Below are 22,008 nucleotides of genomic sequence, written 5' to 3' on the forward strand. Positions count from 1 at the left end.
ACCTGGCTTCTCGCCCCGTTTTACCATAACGGTAAAAAAGCGGTTTGTTGTCCGCAGAACTTAAACCTCCAGGTCAGGATGGTCGTGTGAAGATGGCGCGTTGTAGGCCGGATAAACCACGTGAGTGGTGCATCCGGCAAAGAGGCTTTTACAGCGCGACGCTTTCGCGACGACGCCGCAGGGAAAACGGCCCCGGCCCGCTAAGGGTAAATACGGAAATCAGCGTGAAGCTCAGCGCAATAATCCCCAGCACCAGATACGCTCCCTGGAAACCAATACTCTCATACATTTTCCCGGCCAGAACTGACATGAAAATCATTGCTAACTGTTTGAAGAAACAGAAACACACCAGGTAAATCGTGGCCGAGAAACGTACTTCAAACTGACTGGTGATGTACTTGAAGCAGCCGACAATCAGGAACGGTATCTCAAACATATGCAGCGTTTTGAGGATCACGACCTCCAGTGCAGTGGTAGCGAATGACGAGCCTATGATTCGCACCGACATGATCGTACCGGCCAGCAGCAGGGCGTTCTTCCCGCCAATGCGATTCACAATCAGCGGCGCAAAGAACATGATCGAGGCATTGAGTAATTCACCCATGGTCGTGACGTAGCCAAACACGCGGGTGCCCTGTTCGCCGGTGGCAAAGAACGAGGTAAAGAAGTTGGCGAACTGCTGGTCAAACACATCGTAAGTACAGGAAACGCCAACCACGTACAGGGAGAGAAACCAAAGTTTCGGTTGTTTGAATAACTCCAGCGCCAGCTTCAGGCTGAATGCCGAGTTGTTGGCACCTACCGCATCTGCGACTTTTGCAGAAGAGGGGGCATCTGTTTTTGAAAATAACAGCAGCAATGCCAGAATGACCGCACAGCCGGAGCCTAACCAAAAGACAAATTGGTTATTGATGGTGAACATAATGCCGGCAATAGAGGCGCACAGCGCCCAGCCCACGCAGCCAAACATGCGCGCGCGACCAAATTCAAAGTTGCTTCGGCGGCTGGCTTTTTCAATATAGGCTTCAATCGCCGGAGCGCCGGCATTGTAAATAAAGCCAAGATAAATCCCGCCGACAATTGAACCCAATAAAATATTAACCTGTAATAATGGGCCAAAAACGTAAATAAAGAACGGGGCAAACATTACCAGCATGCCGGTAATTACCCACAGCAGATGTTTACGCAGGCCGAGCTTATCGGATAGTAGTCCGAAAATTGGCTGGAATAACAAAGAAAACAGTGAGATACAGGCGAATATGATGCCGGTATCGCCTTTGCTGATATGGTTTACATCGTGTAACCAGATAGGGAAGAAGGGGAAATACGCACCCATAATAAAAAAGTAAAAGAAGAAGAAAAAGCCGAACATCCAAAAGTTAGTGTTTTTTAAATAATACATAACTGACTTCCTCAGGCAAAATAAGGGCAGGTCATAACCTGCCCATTATTATTATGTTTAACCCCAGATAACCTGGTAGTGATAACGTCCGGCGCTTAGCTGAAATTCCGGCGACACGGAAGGACTCCACGAATCATCGCCGCCAACGCCCATATGGAAGCCATCAATATTGAGCCAGGTGCCCGCTTCAGGTTGCAGCAAATGGCGGTGGCTGGTTTCCATCAGTTGCTGCTGGCTAAAGCGGCTGATGTTGAACTGGAAGTCTCCGCGCCACTGATGCGCGCCGTAGTGCAGTTCGCGTGTGCCGCAGCGCAGACCGTTTTCACTTGGGAAAACATACGGGGTGTACATCTCATCAAGCGACAGATCCCAGCGATCAAAACAGGCGGCGCCCAGGCGGTCCGGGTAGTTCTCATGTGGGCCGAGGCCTAACCAGTTCACTCGCTCTGCGACCTGCGCCAGCTGGCAGCTCAGGCCGATGCGGGCCGGATGCGGCGTACCGCTGGCAACGTCGACATCCACCGTTATCTGCATTTCACCACTGCCATCAATGCGGTAGTTTTTTCGGCTGATGAACAGCGTTTTGCCCTGATACTGCCACGCATGTTCGGTGGTGATCAGTACCGCATTGCTCAGCGTATCGGCAGCACAGTGCAGTAACGTTGCTTCAGCCTGATAGTGACCGGCAGCCTTCCAGCGCTCGACCCAGGCGTTAGGGTCGATGCGGGTTGATTCGCTCACGCCGATGTCGTTGTCCAGCGGCGCGCGAGTGAACTGGTCGGTCAGTGGGGTTAACAGCTGGGCTACATCATCAATCCAGTATTGTGTCAGCAGGCCGGACTGACGATCGAATTGCCAGCGTGTGTTGTTGGCCGCCACGGTAAAATTGCTTTCGCTAACATCCAGTTGTGGTGCGCTGCTGGCGCGTGATGGACGTACCAGGCTGAGCTTCTCTTCCAGCTTCCACTGCTGCCAGGCGCTGATGTGCCCGGCTTCTGACCATGCGGTCGCCTGAGGCTGCTCTATGCGCACCGTCAGCCACAGCTCGCCTGCGGTGTCCGGCATCGGAACGTTCGGCAGGGTAATCACCTGGCGGCCCTGTGGGGCGATATCCAGAACGATTTCTCCGGCGGCCAGCGGGTTGCCGTCCAGGGCAATCGACCAGTGCAGAACTTCGTTATCGCTGCGGCGGAACAGATATTCACTGGTCACTTCAATCTGGCGTTCAGCGCCCGGCAGTAGCGTGAACTGGAAAAACTGCTGTTCATGTTTGGCCTCATATAACGCCGGATGCGGGGTGCGATCGGCAAATACCAGTCCGTTCATGCAAAACTGACGATCGTTAGGCGTGTCGCCAAAATCGCCACCGTAGGCTGACCACGCTTTGCCGTTCACATCATATTTGATCAGCGACTGATCCACCCAGTCCCAGACAAATCCGCCCTGCAGGCGCGGATACTGACGGAACGCTTGCCAGTATTTGGCGAAGCCGCCAAAGCTGTTGCCCATGGCGTGGGCGTATTCACAGAGGATCAGCGGGCGTTGTTCGCCGGGCATCGACAGCCACTTTTTAATCGACCATTTGGGGACTGCGGGGAAGGGCTGATCCTGATCGACGCGGGCGTACATCGGGCAAATAATGTCGGTCGCCGCGGTATTTGCGCCGCCGCCTTCATATTGTACCGGACGTGACGGATCTTCTGATTTTATCCAGCGGTAGAGCGCGTCGTGATTGACGCCATGGCCGGATTCATTGCCCAGTGACCAGATGATAATGCTCGGATGGTTGCGATCGCGCTGTACCATGCGCGTGACGCGCTGGCTCATGGCTGGCAGCCATGCGGGATCGTCGGTGAGGCGATTCATCGGCACCATGCCGTGGGTTTCAATGTTGGCTTCGTCGACCACATACAGGCCGTAGCGATCGCACAGGGTGTACCACAGCGGATGGTTCGGGTAATGGGAACAGCGCACGGCGTTGAAGTTATTCTGCTTCATCAGGATGATGTCCTGCACCATCGTCGCCTCATCCATCACCTGGCCGTTGACCGGATGGTGCTCATGGCGGTTGGTACCGCGAATCAACAGCGGCTTGCCGTTTAATAGCAGCAGACCGTTTTCGATACAAACCTGGCGAAAGCCAACGTCACAGGCTTCCGCTTCAATCAGCACTCCGTCCGCGGTACGTAACTGCACAACGGCGCGGTACAGATTGGGCGTTTCGGCACTCCACAGCGCCGGTTTTTCGACGTTCAGACGTAGAGTCACCCGGTCATGATAAGCGCCGCGTTCATCAATGATCTCGCTGCCGAGCGGTGAGGTCGTTTCGTGGCTGAGCGTTTCACTTTCCCACAATTGTAGGGTGACGCGTAAATCTTCGCTCTCGCTGCCCGCCACTCTGACTTCCGCTTCCAGCGTGGCGCGGCTGAAGTCGTCATTAAATCGGGTATTAATGCGCAGGTCGCGGATTTGCGTAGTGGGCTTATGCAGCAGGGAGACATCGCGAAAAATGCCGCTCATGCGCCACATGTCCTGGTCTTCCAGATAGCTGCCGTCGCTCCAGCGCAGCACCATCACAGCCAGGCGGTTTTCGCCGCGCAGCAGATAATCGCTAAGATCAAACTCAGACGGTAGACGGCTATCCTGACCGTAGCCGACCCAGCGACCATTGCACCACAAATGAAATGCGGAATTGACCCCGTCAAAAATAACGCGCGTCTGACCTTCATCTAACCACGCGTCTTCGATATTAAATGTGAGCGAGTAACATCCTGTCGGGTTCTGTGCCGGAACGTACGGAGGATTAACCGGGATTGGGTAGGTGACGTTGGTATAAATTGGCGCATCATAACCGTCCATCTGCCAGTTAGAGGGGACGTTGATGATGTCTGCCTGTGGCAGATCGCTTGTCAGCCAGCTTTCCGGCACAGCCTCCGGTGCGGCAAACCAGGCAAATTGCCACTGGCCATTCAGCGAGCGTAACTGAGTCGAGCGCTGATTAGTCCGCGCATCATCCGCTGAGCGCCAGCTACAAAAAGGCGGATGCGCTTCCAGCCGGTTGAGCTGCGTGACGCCGGGATTCTCCCAGTCGCGGCGGGCCAGAACAGCGGAGAGTGAATCTGTGTTCAGGTTCATAACGGTATCCTGTTTGAATTTGTTACTCGCTCACAATTTCAATCAAAATACGAACAAGCGCTCCTTGCTGTAAAGGATGGGGCGTTCAATAAGTGAACTGACTCACACAATTGTTATGCGTTCACATTTTAGGGGTGAGCTGAGAAACTTGCCGCGCCAGCTGGATCAGTGAATCCGCCAGCGCCTGGGGAGTGGTGGTTTGCGTATCGGGAGGAAGAACCGTTTTGCGCTTGACCAGGGTGACTGGCAGCAGTTGGTTGCCCGCGGTTGATTCGCCACGGGGGAGTTGCAGCAGCCTGTCGACGCTGGTTTCACCCAGCAACGGGAAATCCTGCCTGATGGTGGTCAGCGGTGGGATGTAACAGGCGCTGTCTTCTGTGTCATCGTAGCCTATTACCGATATATCTACGGCGACCCGCAGACCGAACTCGCTGATTGCCCGCATCGCGCCCAGCGCCATTTGATCGTTAGCGACCAGCATGGCGGTAGGGAGGTTACCGTTATTTAGCATGTGCATCGTTTGCTGAAAACCAGACATCGCGCTCCAGTCACCTTCCAGCTCCACAACGGGTTGTAGCTGGTAATGTGCCAGATACTTGTGCCAGCCCGCATGTCGAAGCCTTGCCGAAACGGAAGTGTGCGGCCCGCTCAGCAGGGCGATACGCTGATGTCCGTACTGCACCAGATGTTCAACGCCGAGGCGCGCGCCGTCGTCATGAGAGAAAATCACGCTGTTAATTGGCGTCAGGTCAGAGACATCGAGAAACAGCACCGGCACCGTTCCGCAGGCGGTGGCCACGGCAATGGCATCTTCTTCATCCAGCGGATAGTTGATGATAAGCCCGGTTACACGTTGAGCAAGCAGATTGTGGACCGCAGCTTTACAGGACTCCACGCCGCTGCGCTCGACCATGGCGATCACCACGCTGGCACCAGACTGGTCGGCGCGGGATTTTATGGCGGCAACGATTTGTGAGGGGGCATGCAGGGCAAGGTTTGCCGTCACAACGCCAATTAGTGGCGTCTGTTTGCCAGCCAGCTGCTGTGCGACGCGGTTAGGGATGTAATTGAGTTCCGCCATCGCGGCCTCAACTTTCTGTCGGGTTTTTGCGGAAACGTGGCTGGCCTGGTTCACGACGCGCGAGACGGTCTGGTAAGAGACGCCTGCATGGTCTGCAACATCGTATAGCGTTACCGGTTTCACGTTTATCACCCCTGTCATGACGTTATCTGTGCGCTATGATGCCACAGCGGGACGGTTTTGGGGTATTTGCGCATGGGTTCTGCGAGGCACATTCCAGGGTTTGAGGATAGTGTGCTGAAGGATTTATCGTCGTTATACCTAACAGAAGAAAAAAGTGAGGACATTGTGAGCGATTCTGCGGCAAATAATATTCTGTCCATCTACCGACGTTATGCGGATGCCTTTGCCAGCCAGCGCTCGCGCACCTTGTTCGAGAAAAGCTGGCTCGATAAGTTTATTTCCGTGATCGGCGGGCAGGGCAGCATTGTGGATATTGGCTGCGGCAACGGTCAGCCGATCGCCGGTTATTTTATCCAGCAAGGTTTTCAGCTTACCGGCGTTGATGGTTCCCCGGCGATGCTGGCACGGGCCCGGAACACTTTTCCCGCACAGCGCTGGCTGGAGCAGGATATGCGCGAGCTGGCACTCAATGAGACTTTCGATGGTCTGATCGCCTGGGACAGCTTTTTCCATTTAACTCAGCAGGACCAGCAAAAGATGTTCCCGATTTTTGACCGCCTAAGCCATCCCGGCAGCGCACTGATGTTTACCAGCGGCACGGACAACGGCATCGCGATGGGGCAATTTGAGGGTGAGCCGCTGTTTCACGCCAGCCTCGCGCCGGACGAATACCGCGCATTGCTGTCAGCGCATGGTTTTGCGGTGGTTGAGATGGTGATGGAAGATCCGCACTGCACCGGGCACACCGTCTGGCTGGCGCAAAAAAGAGGCTAATCGCCGCGAAAGGTTTTACGCCATTCAGCCGGGCTAACGCCAAAGTGGGATTTAAAATGCTGGCGCCAGGTGACGGGCGACTGAAAACCAACCTGTTCGGCGATGCGTTCAACGGGTAACTGGCTGGACTCCAGCAACGTCTGGCTACGGCGCAGGCGCTCGGCAATCAACCATTCAGCCACGCTTGATCCGGTGGCTTTCATAAAATGACGGGTGAGGGTGCGACGACTCATCATCACCCGTTGCGCCAGCTCGTCGAGGTTATGTGGTTCATGGAGATGCTGGCGCAAATAGTCGAGCAGGACGTTGATGCGCTGATCTTTGGTATTTTTCGCCACCGGCTGCTCAATAAACTGCGCCTGGCCGCCCTCGCGATGTGGCGGCACAATCATCCGTCGGGCAATCTGATTCGCCACAGTGCTGCCAAAACGCTGGCGGATGACGTACAGGCAGCAATCCAGCGCGGCGGCGGTGCCTGCCGAAGTAATAATACCGTCGTCATCCACGTATAGCGCGTTGATATCCAGACGAGCGGCCGGAAAGCGCGCCTGAAAATCCTGTTCGAACTCCCAGTGCGTAGCCGCCCGTTTGCCATCCAGCAGACCGGCATAGCCGAGAACAAACGCGCCCAGACATAGCCCGACAATCTGCGCGCCGTTTTGTCGGGCGCGGTTGAGCGCATCAAGCAGGCTTTGTGGTGGCCGATGCGCGGTGGTGCCCCACCAGGGGATCACCACAATATCGGCGGCCTCCACCGCTTCATAGCCGTAGGCTGCGGTAATGGAGAAGCCATCCTGCGAGGAAACGATGCCCGGCTGTTCAGCGCACAGTTGCACCTCAAAGCGCTTTTTCGCCGCTACTTTGTCGCTAAAAATAATGCACGGCACCGAGAAGTGAAACGGGCTGAAATCTTCCACGGCAACAATGGCGACGTTAAGCGGTTGCATACGATTCCTCTGTGGAGTTTAAAACGTCAGGGTTTCGCCATCTTCCGGCACGTTAACGAATTGCGCAATCTGGTTGTCGCGGGCGTACTCTTTCAAGGCTGAGCGAGTCAGCAGACAGTGGTTAATCGCCTCCATGTGGGTCGCCACAATTTGTGCTTCGGGCAGCGTGAAGTGGGTTTTTAGCACATCTTCCGCGCCCATGATAATTGGGCCAAAACCGATAACGTGGGCAAAGCCTGCGTTCAGAATGACTACGCCTGGTTGGAACGTCCGCATGTTGGTTTCCACCTCGTCGCGCCAGATGGTGTCCCCGACCAGATACAGCGTTTTTTCCGCCGGATGCTGGAAGATAACCCCGCAGGCATCACCCAGACGCTCTGCCATTTGCGGGATGGCGTAAGCGCGATCCGAACCGTGCTGGCCGCCTGTTTTACGCAGGGTGATATCGCCAAGCGCGGTGTTTTGCGTCAGTACGGTCAGTTGCGTGAAACCTTGTTCCCGCAGTACCTGCGCATCGCGATCGTTTTGCACATAAATCGGTTTGTCTTTCGGCACGACACGAGCCGCGGCTTCATCCCAGTGGTCTTCATGCAGATGGGTCACGATCAGCGCATCAACGTTGAGCAGCGTGTCGATATCGACGGGCAGATCAACGGTCGGGTTGCGGATCTCGGCGCGTGCCGTTCCAGCAAAGCCCGGATAAGTGCCTTTTGCCGCCAGCATAGGGTCGATCAGAAAGGTTTTGCCACCAAAGGTGATGTGCTGCGTGGCGTTACGGATTTGCGTGATGTTCATGGTGTTTGCTCCACGTGTTGGGTCAGTGGTGTCATCGTAGAGTGTTGTCCAGAAGATGAATGTGGGCAAATGGGCGACTAGCGATGGGATTGGGCCAACTGCAGATGACAGATATCAATTATGTAATTAAAGTAAATTAATATTTCCTTCCAGACTTATTATTTAATTCGCAGCCATTATATCGAACTGAATAAGAATACTGTTATTTAAATATGGAAGAGTTTATTAAATACGAAGTGGTGCCAGAAAACATTATTGATATATGTAATACATAGTGGCCAATAAAACAGATCGCGAACCATGAAATAAGAATGCTATCATTCACATCAGACGCGGCAGGCAACTGCTGGCACACGCATTTACCCCGGAGCAACTGATGAACAACGACATTCCGCTTAAATATTATGATATCGCCGACGAGTACGCGACCGAGGCCGCAAAGCTGGTGAGCGACACAGAACGTGATGCGCTGGCGCACTACTTCCAGCAGTTGATCACCCGTTTGATGAACAACGAAGAGATCAGCGAAGAAGCGCAGCAGGAGATGGCTACCGTGGCAGGTGTCGACGCTCAGCGTATCGATGATATCGCAGAGTTCCTCAATCGTTGGGGTAACGAGTAGCCAAAGACATGGCCTGTGTTTTACACTGCGCGCAAATTGAGTAGGTATACTCTACGAGTAATAGGTTAATCAGGCGGAAACAGCAATGAACGGAACAATCACAACGTGGTTTAAAGATAAAGGCTTTGGATTTATCAAAGATGAAAACGGCGACAACCGTTATTTTCATGTGATTAAGGTTGCTAATCCTGAGCTGATCAAGAAAGACGCGGCGGTGACTTTTGAGCCCACCACCAACAACAAAGGCTTGTCTGCCTACGCGGTAAAAGTCATACCAGACAGCAAATACATCTATATCGCAGGCGAGCGTCTGAAGCTCACGGCGATCAAGTCATACCTGGTCTACAGCGAAGAAGTCCCTGCTGAGACTCGTATCGACAAAGAAAATGCGGTGCTGTCTGTTGGCGTGCTGATGAATAGCATCCGACCGAAATCAGACGCCAAGCCTGGCGAAATGCGCACGCTGAAAAAGCTGGCCATCACCACCTTCCAGGGCACGACGCTGATCTTCTCGGAAGATGAAATCGACATCGACGCGACGGTGAAACTGCTTAAAGTCTGAAACCCTTCAGACTGAATAAAAACCGGAACGCTGCTCTTTTCAGAAGCGGGTTTCGGTTTTTTTATTTGTGGCGCGGGAAGAACAATTTTGTGCCAGAAATGTATATCCAGTTGAGTCAGATAACGTTAATGGTTACATATGGTGTTTACTTTCTCTGTAGTAAATCCCATCGATTACCATAGAGATCCTCAAAGACTACCACGGTACCGTATTCTTCTTCTCTGGGAGCTTCGCAGAACTGAACACCAGCTGTCTTCATTGTATTGTAATCACGCCAGAAATCATCAGTTTGCAGAAACAGGAAGACCCGCCCGCCACACTGGTTACCGATGAACGCTTCCTGAGTTTCATTAGCAGCCCTGGAGAGTAGCAAATGACAATCACTGTCCGGGTTCGGCGATACCACAACCCAACGTTTCCCCGGCTGCGGAGTATCTTCAACCAGGGTAAAACCGAGTTTGTTGGTGTAATAATCGATAGCTCTGTCGTAATCATCGACAACAATCGAAATATATCCCAGACATTTTTTATGCTTTTTCAATATGTTCTCCTGCATAAAGTTAATATTAATGAGGGTTCACTACTCCATCCATCAATATGTAACGTGCTTCCTGGCGCGTGTATTGATCGATTAGTGGTACAAGTCGTCGGAAATGCTCGCTGGCACAATGTTCATCAAGAGCTGCGTGGTTTGGCCATTCTTCGATAAAAATAAAATGGCTCGGATCTTTTTCATCAATATAGAGGTCGTAAGCAATACAATGCGGTTCTTTCTTCGTTGCCGATATTAGCTCACGATACAACGGGAGAACGGTTTCAATATACTCAGGTTTGATAAAATCCTCAGCAATGACCTTTAACATGCAGCCTCCTGGCAGAAAACGAATGCACACTATGTAATGAAGATATTTTTTGGGCAAGGCGTCATAGAGTTTTATCGGTCGGTTAGTGAATTATGCCAGCTATCAATCAGATGATCCGCATAACTGTGATCCATCTCACCTCCCGGCAACCAAAATCTCCTGCGACTCGACGCCGTCCTCTATCTGTTTCGCCACCTTTTGTAAGGCTGGAAGATGCTTTTCTGCAGCCTGTTCGATGGTCATGGCGCTGGCCATATACACCAGATTCAGGCAGCCGATCACCCGCTGTTCGCTGCGGATGGGGACGGCGATAGAAGCGATTTTCTCTTCCTGATCCCAACCGCGAAAGTTCTGGCCAAAACCGTCTTTTCGCGCGCGGGTCAAAATGGCATTGAGCTTCAGCGGTTCGCGCGCAAGCTGGAACTCTTCTCCCGGTCGCGAGGCCAGCATTTCAATCAGTTCCTGACGTTCATTCTCCGGGCAAAATGCCAGCCAGGTCAGGCCGGATGCGGTTTTCAGCAGTGGCAAACGACGCCCTACCATCGCCCGGTGAAATGACAGTCGGCTGAAGCGGTGGGTGGTTTCACGTACCACCATCGCGTCCACATCCAGCGTGGAAACGTCGGTCGGCCAGATGACCTCGCGCAGCAAATCCCCCAGCAGCGGGGCGGCGAGTGCAGAAATCCACTGCTCGTCACGAAACCCCTCGCTGAGCTGGCGGACTTTAATGGTTAAGCGAAAGCTGTCATCGGACAGGCTGCGCCGGACGTAACCCTCATCCTGCAGGGTTTCCAGCAGTCGTCTGACCGTGGTGCGATGCAGGCCGCTTAACTCAGCAAGTAAGCCAACACTGGCCCCACCATCAAGGCGGTTTAACATATTTAATAACATTAATCCGCGCGTTAATCCGCGTACGGTTTTGTACTCAGTGCTCTCGTCATTTTTCATATTTATTGACAAATCTACAGGTAAAACAACGTTGTGCACTTAGTGCACATCCAGGCATGTTTTGATTGTAGCGCAAAAACTCACTCCTATACTGACCGCACAACAAAAAATTATTCACATATTTTTAACAAAACAGATTGCGCCTCACCAGGGTCTGCAATTGCGTTTTGTCCGAGTCGTGAGGTTCTGAAATGACAACAAAAAACCCGGATATCCAACCCGCTGTGCAGCATACCGCGCAGGTGGCGATTGCTGGTGCCGGTCCGGTAGGGCTAATGATGGCCAATTATCTTGGCCAGATGGGCATTGAGGTGTTGGTAGTGGAGAAGCTCGACACGCTGATCGACTATCCTCGCGCCATCGGCATTGACGATGAAGCGTTACGCACCATGCAGTCTGTGGGTCTGGTCGAGAACGTTTTGCCGCACACCACGCCGTGGCATGCGATGCGCTTTCTCACCCCGAAAGGCCGCTGTTTTGCTGATATCCAGCCGATGACTGACGAATTTGGCTGGTCGCGCCGCAATGCGTTTATTCAGCCGCAGGTGGACGCGGTGATGCTGGAAGGGTTGTCGCGTTTTCCCAACGTGCGCTGCCTGTTCTCCCGCGAGCTTGAGGCCTTCAGCCAGCAAAACGGCGAAGTGACGCTGAATCTGAAAGCGCCGGACGGTCAACGTGAAACGGTGAAGGCCCAGTGGCTGGTGGCTTGTGACGGCGGCGGCAGCAACGTCAGACGCTCGCTGAACGTGCCGTTTGAAGGTAAAACCGCGCCGAATCAGTGGATTGTGGTAGATATCGCCAACGATCCGCTCAGCACGCCGCATGTGTATCTGTGCTGCGATCCGGTGCGCCCGTACGTCTCCGCCGCGCTGCCGCATGCGGTGCGCCGTTTCGAATTTATGGTGATGCCGGGGGAAACCGAAGCGCAGCTTAGCGAGCCGCAGAATATGCGCCAGCTCTTGAGCAAAGTGCTGCCGAACCCGGACAACGTCGAGCTGATCCGCCAGCGCGTGTATACCCATAACGCCCGTCTGGCCGAACGTTTTCGCATTGACCGCGTGCTGCTGGCGGGCGATGCGGCGCACATTATGCCGGTCTGGCAGGGGCAGGGGTACAACAGCGGCATGCGCGATGCCTTTAACCTGGCGTGGAAACTGGCGCTGGTGATTAACGGTAAAGCCGGCGATGCGCTGTTGGATACCTACCAGCAGGAACGCCGCGACCACGCCAAAGCGATGATCGACCTCTCCGTGACCGCAGGCAACGTACTTGCACCGCCCAAACGCTGGCATGGTGCGGTGCGCGACGGGGTTTCCTGGCTGCTGAACTATATTCCGCCGGTCAAACGCTACTTCCTTGAAATGCGCTTTAAACCCATGCCGCAGTACCACGCCGGGGCGCTGTTGCGTGAAGGCGACGTGAAAACGTCACCGGTCGGCAAGATGTTTATCCAGCCGAAGGTGACGCTGGAATCAGGTGAAGTGACGCTGCTCGACAACGTCATCGGACCGAATTTCGCGGTGATTGGCTGGGGTTGTAACCCGCTATGGGGCATGAGCGAGGCGCAGATCCAACAGTGGCAGGCGCTGGGGACGCGTTTTATCCAGGTCGTGCCGGATACGCAGATACATACCGATCAGGATAACCACGATGGCGTTACCCGCATTGGCGATACGCAAAACCGCCTGCGCGCGTGGTTTGCCCAGCACAACGCCGCGCTGGTAGTCATGCGCCCGGACCGCTTTGTCGCCGCCATCGCCATTCCGCAAACCCTGGGCAGCACCCTGAATAAACTGGCGTCGGTGATGACGCTCACTCGCGCTACTGCCGACATTCCTGTTGAAAAGGTTGCCTGATATGCACGCTTATCTTCACTGTCTTTCCCATTCGCCTCTGGTGGGCTATGTCGACCCGGCACAGGCTGTGCTCGACGAGGTTAACGGCGTGATCGCCAGCGCCCGGGCGCGTATTGCGGCGTTCGAACCTGAACTGGTAGTGCTGTTTGCCCCCGATCACTACAACGGATTTTTCTACGACGTGATGCCGCCGTTCTGTTTAGGCGTTGGCGCTACGGCGATTGGTGATTTCGGCAGCGCGGCGGGGGAACTGCCGGTGCCGACAGATCTCGCTGAAGCCTGCGCCCACGCGGTGATGAAAAGCGGTATCGATCTCGCCGTGTCCTACAACATGCAGGTCGATCATGGCTTCGCGCAGCCGCTGGAGTTTTTGCTCGGTGGTCTGGATAAGGTGCCGGTGCTGCCGGTGTTTATTAACGGCGTCGCCACGCCGCTGCCGGGCTTTCAGCGCACCCGCATGCTCGGTGAAGCGATTGGCCGTTTCGCCAGCTCGCTGAATAAGCGCGTGCTGTTTTTAGGCTCCGGTGGTCTGTCGCATCAGCCACCGGTACCGGAGCTGGCGAAGGCTGATGCCCATATGCGTGACCGCCTGCTCGGCAGCGGAAAACAGTTGCCTGAAAACGAGCGTGAGCTGCGCCAGCAGCGGGTGATTAGCGCCGCCGAGAAGTTTGTGGTCGATCAAAACACGCTGCACCCGCTTAACCCCGTCTGGGATAACCGTTTTATGACCCTGCTTGAGCAGGGGCGTTTGCAGGAACTGGACGCGGTCAGTAACGAAGAGCTGTCCGCGATGGCGGGCAAATCAACGCACGAAGTTAAAACCTGGGTTGCCGCCTTTGCCGCCATTTCTGCCTTTGGCAGTTGGCGCAGCGAAGGCCGTTATTACCGTCCGATCCCGGAGTGGATCGCCGGATTCGGCTCCCTGAGTGCCACTACACAGAACTGAACTGAATATGCAGGAGAACATCATGACTTACCAACCGCAAACCGAAGCCGCTACCAGTCGTTTTCTGGAGGTACAGGAAGCAGGCGAAACCCTACGCGTGCATTTTAATGACTGTGGGCAGGGCGATGAGACCGTCGTGCTGCTGCATGGCTCTGGTCCGGGTGCAACGGGCTGGGCAAACTTCAGCCGCAATATCGATCCGCTAGTGGAAGCTGGATACCGGGTGATCCTGCTGGATTGTCCTGGCTGGGGCAAAAGCGATGGGATCGTTAACCGCGGTTCGCGATCCGATCTCAATGCTCGCATCCTGAAGAGCGTGGTTGATCAGTTGGATATTCAAACAGTCCACCTGCTGGGTAACTCGATGGGCGGTCACAGTGCCGTGGCGTTTACTTTGAGCTGGCCGGAGCGCGTGGGCAAGCTGGTACTGATGGGCGGCGGAACGGGCGGCATGAGCCTGTTTACCCCGATGCCAACCGAAGGAATCAAGCGCCTGAATCAGCTGTATCGCGAGCCGACCATCGAGAATCTGAAGCTGATGATGGATATCTTTGTCTTCGATACCAGCGACCTGACCGAGGCGCTGTTCGAAGCGCGTTTGAACAACATGCTGTCGCGTCGCGATCATCTGGAAAACTTTGTCCTGAGTCTGGAGGCCAACCCGAAACAGTTCCCGGATTTCAGCCCGCGTCTGGGGGAAATCAAAGCCCAGACCCTGATTGTCTGGGGACGCAATGACCGCTTTGTGCCGATGGATGCCGGTCTGCGCCTGCTTTCCGGGATTGCCGGTTCTGAGCTGCACATCTACCGCGACTGCGGGCACTGGGCGCAGTGGGAGCATGCGGATGCCTTTAACCAACTGGTGCTGAACTTCCTCGCTCGCCCTTAAGGAACGGACATGACGAATCGTAATCTTGAGCAGCTGGCCGCTGATTTACGTCAGGCTGAAGAAAAAGGGGAATCCATCGCCCCGCTGCGTGAATTGATTGGTGTGGATAACGCCGAAGCGGCCTACGCCATTCAGCGCATCAACGTGCAGTACGACGTGGCGCGCGGGCGTCGTGTGGTCGGGCGCAAAGTGGGGCTGACACACCCTAAAGTGCAGCAGCAGCTGGGCGTCGATCAACCGGACTTCGGCACGCTGTTTGCTGATATGTGTTATGGCGATAACGAAACCATCCCGTTTTCCCGCGTGCTGCAACCGCGGATTGAAGCGGAGATTGCGCTGGTGCTGAACCGCGATCTGCCCAATACCGACACCACGTTTGATGAGCTTTACAACGCCATCGAGTGGGTACTTCCCGCACTGGAAGTGGTCGGCAGCCGTATCCGCGACTGGTCGATCAAATTTGTTGATACCGTGGCGGATAACGCCTCCTGTGGCGTGTATGTGGTCGGCAGTCCGGCACAGCGTCCGGCAGGATTAGATCTGAAAAACTGCGCGATGAAAATGACGCGCAACAACGAAGAGGTCTCCAGCGGGCGCGGCAGCGAATGCCTGGGACATCCGATCAACGCTGCCGTCTGGCTGGCGCGCAAAATGGCCAGCCTCGGCGAGCCGCTGCGTGCCGGAGACATTATCCTCACCGGAGCGTTAGGCCCGATGGTGGCGGTGAATGCGGGCGATCGTTTCGAAGCCCATATCGACGGTATTGGTTCAGTCGCCGCCACCTTTTCAGCGGCGGTTACAAAAGGAAGTCAGTCATGAGTAAGCGTAAAGTCGCCATTATCGGCTCCGGCAACATCGGTACCGATTTGATGATAAAAATTCTGCGTCACGGCGTGCATCTGGAAATGGCGGTGATGGTCGGTATCGATCCGGAATCAGATGGTCTGGCGCGTGCCCGGCGCATGGGCGTTGCCACCACCCATGAAGGGGTGACAGGGCTTATCGCCATGCCGGAATTCGCCGACATCGACATCGTGTTTGATGCCACCAGCGCAGGCGCGCATGTGAAGAACGACGCCGCGTTACGCGCCGTTAAACCTGGCATCCGCCTGATCGACCTGACGCCCGCGGCAATCGGCCCGTACTGCGTGCCGGTGGTGAATCTGGCCGCCAACGTTGAACAGCAGAACGTCAATATGGTGACCTGCGGCGGACAGGCGACCATTCCGATGGTGGCGGCAGTTTCTCGCGTGGCAAAAGTCCATTACGCCGAGATTATCGCCTCGATCGCCAGTAAATCGGCAGGACCGGGCACCCGCGCCAATATCGACGAGTTTACCGAAACGACTTCGAAGGCGATTGAAGTGGTCGGCGGCGCGGCAAAAGGCAAAGCCATTATTGTCCTTAATCCGGCCGAGCCGCCGCTGATGATGCGTGACACGGTGTATGTGTTGAGCGAAGCGGCCTCTGAAGTTGAAATTGAAGCGTCGATTAATGAGATGGCGGCGGCGGTGCAGGCGTACGTGCCGGGCTATCGCCTGAAACAGCGTGTCCAGTTTGAAGTCATCCCGGAGGATAAACCGGTGAATCTGCCGGGTATCGGCCAGTTCTCTGGGCTGAAAACCGCGGTGTATCTGGAAGTGGAAGGCGCGGCGCACTATTTACCTGCCTATGCGGGCAACCTCGACATTATGACCTCCAGCGCGCTGGCGACCGCTGAGAAGATGGCGCAGTCCCTCGCTCGTCAGGCAGGAGAAGCAGCATGAACGGTAAAAAACTCTATATCTCTGACGTGACCCTGCGCGACGGTATGCACGCCATTCGTCATCAGTATTCGCTGGAGAATGTGCGCCAGATAGCCAAAGCGTTGGACGACGCACGGGTTGATTCTATTGAAGTGGCCCACGGCGACGGTTTACAAGGTTCCAGCTTTAACTACGGCTTTGGTGCGCATAGCGACCTGGAGTGGATTGAAGCGGCGGCGGACGTGGTGAAACATGCCAAAATCGCCACGCTGTTGCTGCCGGGGATCGGCACTATTCATGACCTGAAAAATGCGTATCAGGCTGGCGCACGGGTAGTGCGCGTGGCGACTCACTGTACCGAAGCGGACGTGTCGGCCCAGCATATTCAGTATGCGCGTGAGCTTGGCATGGATACCGTCGGTTTTCTGATGATGAGCCATATGACCACTCCGGAGAACCTGGCGCAGCAGGCGAAGCTGATGGAAAACTACGGCGCGACCTGTATCTATGTGGTCGATTCCGGCGGCGCAATGAACATGAGCGATATTCGCGCCCGCTTCCGCGCACTGAAAGCGGTGCTGAAGCCGGAAACAGAAACCGGAATGCATGCGCATCACAACCTGAGCCTCGGCGTGGCGAACTCGATTGCCGCGGTGGAGGAGGGGTGTGACCGTATCGACGCCAGTCTGGCGGGGATGGGCGCAGGTGCGGGCAACGCGCCGCTGGAAGTGTTTATCGCCGCTGCGGATAAACTCGGCTGGCAGCACGGCACCGATCTGTATGCGCTGATGGACGCCGCCGATGACCTGGTGCGTCCACTACAAGACCGCCCGGTGCGGGTGGATCGTGAAACGCTGGCGCTGGGCTATGCCGGGGTGTACTCCAGCTTCCTGCGTCATTGCGAAGTGGCGGCAGCACGCTATGGCCTGAGCGCAGTAGATATTCTGGTGGAACTGGGCAAACGCCGGATGGTGGGCGGTCAGGAAGATATGATCGTCGACGTGGCGCTGGATCTGCGCAACCGCAAATAAAAAATGATTACGCGGCTGGCAATGTATCAGCCGCGATTCACCTGCATCGTGACCTCAGAGGGACATCTTATGACGACCCGTACCCCCGCATCTTACCGCCTGACGTTGACCGTTGGGCTTTGCTTTTTAGTTGCCCTGATGGAAGGGCTGGATTTACAAGCCGCCGGTATCGCTGCCGTCGGTATCGCCCACGCGTTTGCGCTGGATAAAATGCAGATGGGCTGGATCTTCAGCGCGGGCATTCTCGGGCTGCTGCCCGGCGCGCTTGTGGGCGGCATGTTGGCCGACCGCTATGGTCGCAAGCGCATTCTGATTGCCTCAGTGGGGCTGTTCGGCCTGTTCTCGCTGGCGACGGCGATTTCCTGGGATTTCTCATCGCTGGTGTTTGCCCGTCTGATGACCGGCGTCGGGCTGGGCGCAGCGTTGCCGAACCTGATCGCGCTGACCTCCGAGGCGGCGGGCCCGCGTTTTCGCGGTACGGCGGTGAGCCTGATGTACTGCGGTGTGCCGATTGGCGCGGCGCTGGCGGCAGCGCTCGGGTTTAGCGGTCTGGCCTCCGCCTGGCAAACCGTGTTCTGGGTAGGCGGGGTGATCCCGCTGCTGCTGGTACCGCTGTTGATGCGCTGGCTGCCGGAATCGCAGGTTTATACCCAACAAACGCAGGTGGTCGCCGCACCGTTGCGGGCCCTGTTTGCGCCAGCGACGGCGAGCGCCACGCTGCTGCTGTGGCTGTGCTATTTCTTCACCCTGCTGGTGGTGTATATGCTGATCAACTGGCTGCCGATGCTGCTGGTGGAGCAGGGCTTTCAGCCCTCGCAGGCGGCGGGTGTGATGTTTGCTCTGCAAATTGGCGCAGCCAGCGGCACGTTAATTCTCGGGGCGTTAATGGACAAACTGCGCCCGGTGGTGATGTCGCTGCTGATCTACACCGGAATGTTGGCTTCACTGCTGGCGCTGGGTACGGTGTCGTCATTGAGCGGCATGCTAATGGCGGGATTTGTGGCGGGGATGTTTGCCACCGGCGGGCAAAGCGTGCTGTATGCGTTGGCGCCGCTGTTTTACAGCACGCAGATCCGCGCCACAGGCGTGGGCACCGCCGTCGCAGTCGGGCGTCTGGGCGCGATGAGCGGTCCGCTACTGGCAGGGAAAATGTTAGCGCTCGGCACCGGAACGGTAGGAGTGATGGCGGCTTCTGCGCCGGGCATTTTGCTGGCAGGCCTGGCGGTATTTATTCTGATGAGCCGCAAATCGCAGATGCCGATCCCGGCCAGCGGTGCTTAAGCATTCATTCGCTTGTGTGAGTGGGGAGATTCGGTTCCCACTTCCGGGTGAACGCCGTCAGTCAACTGTGTTGCCAAAGTTTAGATAAAACATGGCAACGGAGGCGTTATGAGCTGGCGGCCCTTTTTGTATTTGATTATTAATCCCCACCCGCTATTAAGCGCCCGGCGCGGTCATCTGCGTCTGGTGCAGGGTTGACTTTGCATTCTGTTAACAAACGCGGTATAACAAACCTTCTTTGGATGTTTAGATGTCCATACGTTTAGAAGGTTATATGCAAACAACACAACAAAATGCGCCACTGAAGCGCACAATGAAAACGCGTCACCTGATTATGCTTTCCCTGGGCGGCGTGATTGGCACAGGATTATTCTTCAATACCGGGTACATCATCTCCACCACCGGAGCGGCGGGAACGCTGCTGGCCTATCTGATTGGTGCGCTGGTGGTCTGGCTGGTTATGCAGTGTCTGGGCGAGCTGTCGGTCGCGATGCCGGAGACCGGGGCGTTTCACGTCTATGCCGCGCGCTATCTTGGCCCGGCAACGGGGTATACCGTGGCCTGGCTCTACTGGCTGACCTGGACCGTGGCGCTGGGTTCGAGTTTTACCGCCGCCGGATTCTGTATGCAGTACTGGTTTCCACAGGTGCCAGTATGGATCTGGTGCGTGGTGTTCTGTGCGATTATTTTTGGCCTGAATGTGATCTCCACGCACTTTTTTGCCGAAGGGGAGTTCTGGTTCTCGCTGGTCAAAGTGGTCACTATCATCGCTTTTATCATCCTCGGCGGGGCGGCGATTTTCGGCTTTCTCCCGATGCAGGATGGTTCCCCCGCGCCGGGGCTGAGTAATATCACGGCGGAAGGCTGGTTCCCGCACGGCGGCTTACCGATCCTGATGACTATGGTGGCAGTGAACTTTGCTTTTTCGGGTACCGAGCTTATCGGCATTGCCGCTGGTGAAACGGAAAATCCGCGCAAAGTTATCCCGGTAGCGATTCGTACTACCATCGCGCGACTGATTATTTTCTTTATTGGCACCGTGTTTGTGCTGGCGGCGCTGATCCCGATGCAGCAGGCGGGCGTGGAGAAAAGCCCGTTTGTGCTGGTGTTTGAGAAAGTTGGGATCCCGTACGCCGCTGATATTTTTAACTTCGTGATCCTGACGGCTATTCTTTCTGCGGCGAACTCCGGGTTATATGCTTCCGGGCGCATGCTGTGGTCGCTGTCGAATGAACGTACGCTACCGGCCTGTTTTGCGCGAGTAACGAAAAACGGCGTGCCGCTGACGGCGCTGTCAGTCAGTATGCTCGGTGGTGTGCTGGCGCTGTTTTCCAGCGTGGTGGCCCCGGATACGGTATTTGTTGCGCTGTCGGCAATCTCCGGGTTTGCGGTGGTGGCGGTGTGGCTGAGTATCTGCGCCTCGCATTTTGTTTTTCGCCGCCGTCATCTGCAACAAGGTAAGGCATTGAGTGAATTACATTATCGCGCGCCGTGGTATCCGCTGGTGCCAGTATTAGGTTTTGTGCTGTGCCTGGTGGCCTGTGTAGGGCTGGCATTCGATCCAGCGCAGAGAATTGCGTTGTGGTGCGGGTTACCGTTTGTTGCGTTGTGCTATGGTGCTTATTTCCTTACTCAACCCCGAAACGCAAAACAGGAGCCAGAACATGTCGCAGAATAATCCGTTACGCGCTCTCCTTGATAAACAGGATATCCTGCTGCTGGATGGCGCGATGGCGACGGAGCTGGAAGCGCGAGGGTGTAACTTAGCCGACAGCCTGTGGTCAGCCAAAGTGCTGGTAGAAAACCCGGAGCTTATCCGCGAAGTGCATCTTGATTACTACCGGGCGGGGGCGCAATGCGCGATCACTGCCAGCTATCAGGCGACGCCGGCGGGCTTCGCCGCGCGAGGTCTGGATGAAGCGCAGTCGAAAGCGCTGATTGGCAAAAGCGTGGAGCTGGCTCGTAAAGCCCGTGAAGCGTATCTGGCAGAGAACCCGCAGGCGGGAACGCTGTTGGTGGCGGGATCCGTCGGGCCTTACGGCGCGTATCTGGCGGATGGCTCTGAATACCGTGGCGATTATCATTGTAGCGTTGAGGCATTTCAGGCGTTTCATCGCCCGCGCGTGGAAGCCTTGCTGGATGCCGGGGCCGATCTGCTGGCCTGCGAAACCCTGCCGAATTTTGCCGAGATTGAGGCGTTGGCTGAGCTGTTGACCGCATATCCGCGTGCGCGGGCGTGGTTCTCATTTACCCTGCGCGACAGCGAGCACCTGAGCGACGGTACGCTGCTGCGTGACGTGGTTGCGTTGCTGGCGGGTTATCCGCAGGTGGTGGCGCTAGGCATTAACTGTATTGCACTGGAAAACACCACCGCTGCGTTGCAGCATTTACACGGCTTAACGGCGCTGCCGCTGGTGGTGTATCCGAACTCGGGCGAGCAGTACGATGCGGTGAGCAAAACCTGGCATCATCACGGTGAGCATTGTGCGCAGCTGGCGGATTATCTGCCGCAGTGGCAGGCCGCTGGCGCCCGGTTGATTGGCGGGTGCTGTCGCACCACGCCTGCGGATATTGCCGCGCTAAAAGCGCGAAGCTGAGAGTTTATCGGGCCTACACCATTCACTGTAGGCCTGATAAGCGCAGCGCATCAGGCATTGCCGGAGGGCGGCACAAGCGCCTAATCGGGTCAACAGTGAATGATGTGGCGATAGGGCTATTGTGATTTTAGGTAACAGATCACATTCGCCAGTAGCTGATCGCTAAAGTGAATCCAAACGTTTTTGTGAGTGGGTTATTACCTGCTGCTACTTACGACAGGATTGTTGACCAGATATAGGGTGCATTGAAGTAAAATTAAAGAAGGGACTCCAGTGGAGTCCCTTTATTTAGAAAATGATTAAAAAACCGATCATTATTGGAATGCAAATCAATAATGACAATGATTCAATTCTAAATCCTAGTGTTAATTTTTTTGGAAGATTTCTTATTAGATTATATCCTTCCATGCT

The 22,008-nt window shown here is 55.5% G+C and carries 20 protein-coding genes and 1 pseudogene; 13 read left to right on the top strand and 8 right to left on the bottom strand.

Annotated features, from left to right (window positions below; translation table 11 throughout):
* Window positions 1-148: 148 nt before the first annotated feature.
* The 3 genes from BZK41_RS25530 to BZK41_RS25540 all read right to left on the bottom strand — a co-directional run bounded on the left by BZK41_RS25530 (window position 149) and on the right by BZK41_RS25540 (window position 5,750).
* On the bottom strand, window positions 149-1,402 hold the full coding sequence (locus tag BZK41_RS25530) for an MFS transporter (RefSeq protein ID WP_048226366.1): 1,254 nt from the start codon (window positions 1,400-1,402) through the stop codon (window positions 149-151).
* A gap of 57 nt (window positions 1,403-1,459) precedes the next feature.
* Window positions 1,460-4,537, bottom strand: a complete 3,078-nt coding sequence (locus tag BZK41_RS25535) for a beta-galactosidase (RefSeq protein WP_079940037.1) — start codon at window positions 4,535-4,537, stop codon at window positions 1,460-1,462.
* Between the two features lie 121 nt (window positions 4,538-4,658).
* Complete coding sequence (locus BZK41_RS25540; RefSeq protein WP_139762671.1) at window positions 4,659-5,750, bottom strand: LacI family DNA-binding transcriptional regulator; 1,092 nt, start codon at window positions 5,748-5,750, stop codon at window positions 4,659-4,661.
* Between the two features lie 102 nt (window positions 5,751-5,852).
* Between BZK41_RS25540 and BZK41_RS25545 the strand changes: the two genes are divergently transcribed.
* On the top strand, window positions 5,853-6,515 hold the full coding sequence (locus tag BZK41_RS25545) for a class I SAM-dependent methyltransferase (RefSeq protein ID WP_079940039.1): 663 nt from the start codon (window positions 5,853-5,855) through the stop codon (window positions 6,513-6,515).
* Here the strand turns inward: BZK41_RS25545 and BZK41_RS25550 are convergent.
* Window positions 6,512-7,462 (bottom strand): helix-turn-helix domain-containing protein, encoded by a 951-nt coding sequence (locus BZK41_RS25550; RefSeq protein WP_079940040.1) that lies wholly within the window; start codon window positions 7,460-7,462, stop codon window positions 6,512-6,514. The genes BZK41_RS25545 and BZK41_RS25550 overlap by 4 nt on opposite strands.
* An 18-nt stretch (window positions 7,463-7,480) precedes the next feature.
* Complete coding sequence (locus tag BZK41_RS25555; protein WP_079940041.1) at window positions 7,481-8,257, bottom strand: MBL fold metallo-hydrolase; 777 nt, start codon at window positions 8,255-8,257, stop codon at window positions 7,481-7,483.
* A gap of 376 nt (window positions 8,258-8,633) precedes the next feature.
* On the opposite strand from BZK41_RS25555, the gene BZK41_RS25560 reads away from it, so the two are divergent.
* Window positions 8,634-8,879, top strand: coding sequence for a DUF2543 family protein (locus BZK41_RS25560; protein WP_079940042.1), 246 nt, complete (start codon window positions 8,634-8,636; stop codon window positions 8,877-8,879).
* 85 nt (window positions 8,880-8,964) lie between these two features.
* Entirely contained in the window at window positions 8,965-9,441 is a 477-nt protein-coding gene (locus BZK41_RS25565; protein WP_079940043.1) for a cold-shock protein, read from the top strand.
* Window positions 9,442-9,586: 145 nt separating this feature from the next.
* On the opposite strand, the gene BZK41_RS25570 is transcribed toward BZK41_RS25565, so the two are convergent.
* The 3 genes from BZK41_RS25570 to BZK41_RS25580 form a co-directional block, all read right to left on the bottom strand.
* Window positions 9,587-9,982, bottom strand: a complete 396-nt coding sequence (locus tag BZK41_RS25570) for a VOC family protein (protein WP_079940052.1) — start codon at window positions 9,980-9,982, stop codon at window positions 9,587-9,589.
* A gap of 25 nt (window positions 9,983-10,007) precedes the next feature.
* Complete coding sequence (locus BZK41_RS25575) at window positions 10,008-10,304, bottom strand: putative quinol monooxygenase (RefSeq protein WP_079940044.1); 297 nt, start codon at window positions 10,302-10,304, stop codon at window positions 10,008-10,010.
* Window positions 10,305-10,439: 135 nt separating this feature from the next.
* Window positions 10,440-11,252 carry a DNA-binding transcriptional regulator gene (locus BZK41_RS25580; protein WP_003838640.1) on the bottom strand — a complete coding sequence of 271 codons (813 nt, stop codon included), beginning with the start codon at window positions 11,250-11,252 and terminating at the stop codon, window positions 10,440-10,442.
* Between the two features lie 191 nt (window positions 11,253-11,443).
* On the opposite strand from BZK41_RS25580, the gene BZK41_RS25585 reads away from it, so the two are divergent.
* From BZK41_RS25585 to BZK41_RS27655, 10 genes and pseudogenes are all read left to right on the top strand, one after another.
* Complete coding sequence (locus BZK41_RS25585; protein ID WP_079940045.1) at window positions 11,444-13,108, top strand: bifunctional 3-(3-hydroxy-phenyl)propionate/3-hydroxycinnamic acid hydroxylase; 1,665 nt, start codon at window positions 11,444-11,446, stop codon at window positions 13,106-13,108.
* A gap of 1 nt (window position 13,109) precedes the next feature.
* The gene (mhpB, locus tag BZK41_RS25590; RefSeq protein WP_079940046.1) at window positions 13,110-14,054 is read left to right on the top strand and encodes a 2,3-dihydroxyphenylpropionate/2,3-dihydroxicinnamic acid 1,2-dioxygenase; all 945 of its coding nucleotides are present in this window, start codon (window positions 13,110-13,112) and stop codon (window positions 14,052-14,054) included.
* 22 nt (window positions 14,055-14,076) lie between these two features.
* Window positions 14,077-14,943 carry a 2-hydroxy-6-oxonona-2,4-dienedioate hydrolase gene (gene mhpC, locus BZK41_RS25595; protein ID WP_079940047.1) on the top strand — a complete coding sequence of 289 codons (867 nt, stop codon included), beginning with the start codon at window positions 14,077-14,079 and terminating at the stop codon, window positions 14,941-14,943.
* Between the two features lie 9 nt (window positions 14,944-14,952).
* Window positions 14,953-15,762 carry a 2-keto-4-pentenoate hydratase gene (gene mhpD, locus BZK41_RS25600; RefSeq protein WP_079940048.1) on the top strand — a complete coding sequence of 270 codons (810 nt, stop codon included), beginning with the start codon at window positions 14,953-14,955 and terminating at the stop codon, window positions 15,760-15,762.
* On the top strand, window positions 15,759-16,709 hold the full coding sequence (gene mhpF / locus BZK41_RS25605; protein ID WP_079940049.1) for an acetaldehyde dehydrogenase: 951 nt from the start codon (window positions 15,759-15,761) through the stop codon (window positions 16,707-16,709). Before mhpD ends, mhpF begins: the two co-directional genes overlap by 4 nt.
* A complete protein-coding gene (gene mhpE, locus BZK41_RS25610; protein WP_079940050.1) occupies window positions 16,706-17,719 on the top strand; it encodes a 4-hydroxy-2-oxovalerate aldolase in 1,014 nt (337 codons plus the stop codon). Before mhpF ends, mhpE begins: the two co-directional genes overlap by 4 nt.
* A 69-nt stretch (window positions 17,720-17,788) precedes the next feature.
* Window positions 17,789-19,000 carry a 3-(3-hydroxy-phenyl)propionate transporter MhpT gene (gene mhpT / locus BZK41_RS25615; protein WP_079940053.1) on the top strand — a complete coding sequence of 404 codons (1,212 nt, stop codon included), beginning with the start codon at window positions 17,789-17,791 and terminating at the stop codon, window positions 18,998-19,000.
* 274 nt (window positions 19,001-19,274) lie between these two features.
* The gene (mmuP, locus tag BZK41_RS25620; RefSeq protein WP_079940054.1) at window positions 19,275-20,678 is read left to right on the top strand and encodes an S-methylmethionine permease; all 1,404 of its coding nucleotides are present in this window, start codon (window positions 19,275-19,277) and stop codon (window positions 20,676-20,678) included.
* Entirely contained in the window at window positions 20,665-21,597 is a 933-nt protein-coding gene (gene mmuM / locus BZK41_RS25625) for a homocysteine S-methyltransferase (RefSeq protein ID WP_079940051.1), read from the top strand. The genes mmuP and mmuM overlap by 14 nt, the downstream gene beginning before the upstream one ends.
* Before the next feature lie 115 nt (window positions 21,598-21,712).
* A pseudogene (locus tag BZK41_RS27655) lies at window positions 21,713-21,836 on the top strand (hypothetical protein); the annotation flags it as partial.
* Window positions 21,837-22,008: the final 172 nt, after the last annotated feature.

It is taken from the genome of Citrobacter sp. A316 (assembly GCF_002042945.1).
GTDB classification, from domain to species: Bacteria; Pseudomonadota; Gammaproteobacteria; order Enterobacterales; family Enterobacteriaceae; genus Citrobacter; species Citrobacter portucalensis.

What these genes read in the sequence shown, in the direction of transcription:
- BZK41_RS25585 (WP_079940045.1), top strand. Translation starts at nt 11,444, where the DNA reads ATGACAACAAAAAACCCGGATATCCAACCCGCTGTGCAGCATACCGCG.
- BZK41_RS25560 (WP_079940042.1), top strand. Translation starts at nt 8,634, where the DNA reads ATGAACAACGACATTCCGCTTAAATATTATGATATCGCCGACGAGTAC.
- mmuP (WP_079940054.1), top strand. Translation starts at nt 19,275, where the DNA reads ATGCAAACAACACAACAAAATGCGCCACTGAAGCGCACAATGAAAACG.
- BZK41_RS25555 (WP_079940041.1), bottom strand. Translation starts at nt 8,257, where the DNA reads ATGAACATCACGCAAATCCGTAACGCCACGCAGCACATCACCTTTGGT.
- BZK41_RS25530 (WP_048226366.1), bottom strand. Translation starts at nt 1,402, where the DNA reads ATGTATTATTTAAAAAACACTAACTTTTGGATGTTCGGCTTTTTCTTC.
- BZK41_RS25565 (WP_079940043.1), top strand. Translation starts at nt 8,965, where the DNA reads ATGAACGGAACAATCACAACGTGGTTTAAAGATAAAGGCTTTGGATTT.
- BZK41_RS25575 (WP_079940044.1), bottom strand. Translation starts at nt 10,304, where the DNA reads ATGTTAAAGGTCATTGCTGAGGATTTTATCAAACCTGAGTATATTGAA.
- BZK41_RS25580 (WP_003838640.1), bottom strand. Translation starts at nt 11,252, where the DNA reads ATGAAAAATGACGAGAGCACTGAGTACAAAACCGTACGCGGATTAACG.
- mmuM (WP_079940051.1), top strand. Translation starts at nt 20,665, where the DNA reads ATGTCGCAGAATAATCCGTTACGCGCTCTCCTTGATAAACAGGATATC.
- mhpT (WP_079940053.1), top strand. Translation starts at nt 17,789, where the DNA reads ATGACGACCCGTACCCCCGCATCTTACCGCCTGACGTTGACCGTTGGG.
- BZK41_RS25535 (WP_079940037.1), bottom strand. Translation starts at nt 4,537, where the DNA reads ATGAACCTGAACACAGATTCACTCTCCGCTGTTCTGGCCCGCCGCGAC.
- mhpE (WP_079940050.1), top strand. Translation starts at nt 16,706, where the DNA reads ATGAACGGTAAAAAACTCTATATCTCTGACGTGACCCTGCGCGACGGT.
- mhpF (WP_079940049.1), top strand. Translation starts at nt 15,759, where the DNA reads ATGAGTAAGCGTAAAGTCGCCATTATCGGCTCCGGCAACATCGGTACC.
- mhpC (WP_079940047.1), top strand. Translation starts at nt 14,077, where the DNA reads ATGACTTACCAACCGCAAACCGAAGCCGCTACCAGTCGTTTTCTGGAG.
- mhpB (WP_079940046.1), top strand. Translation starts at nt 13,110, where the DNA reads ATGCACGCTTATCTTCACTGTCTTTCCCATTCGCCTCTGGTGGGCTAT.
- BZK41_RS25550 (WP_079940040.1), bottom strand. Translation starts at nt 7,462, where the DNA reads ATGCAACCGCTTAACGTCGCCATTGTTGCCGTGGAAGATTTCAGCCCG.
- mhpD (WP_079940048.1), top strand. Translation starts at nt 14,953, where the DNA reads ATGACGAATCGTAATCTTGAGCAGCTGGCCGCTGATTTACGTCAGGCT.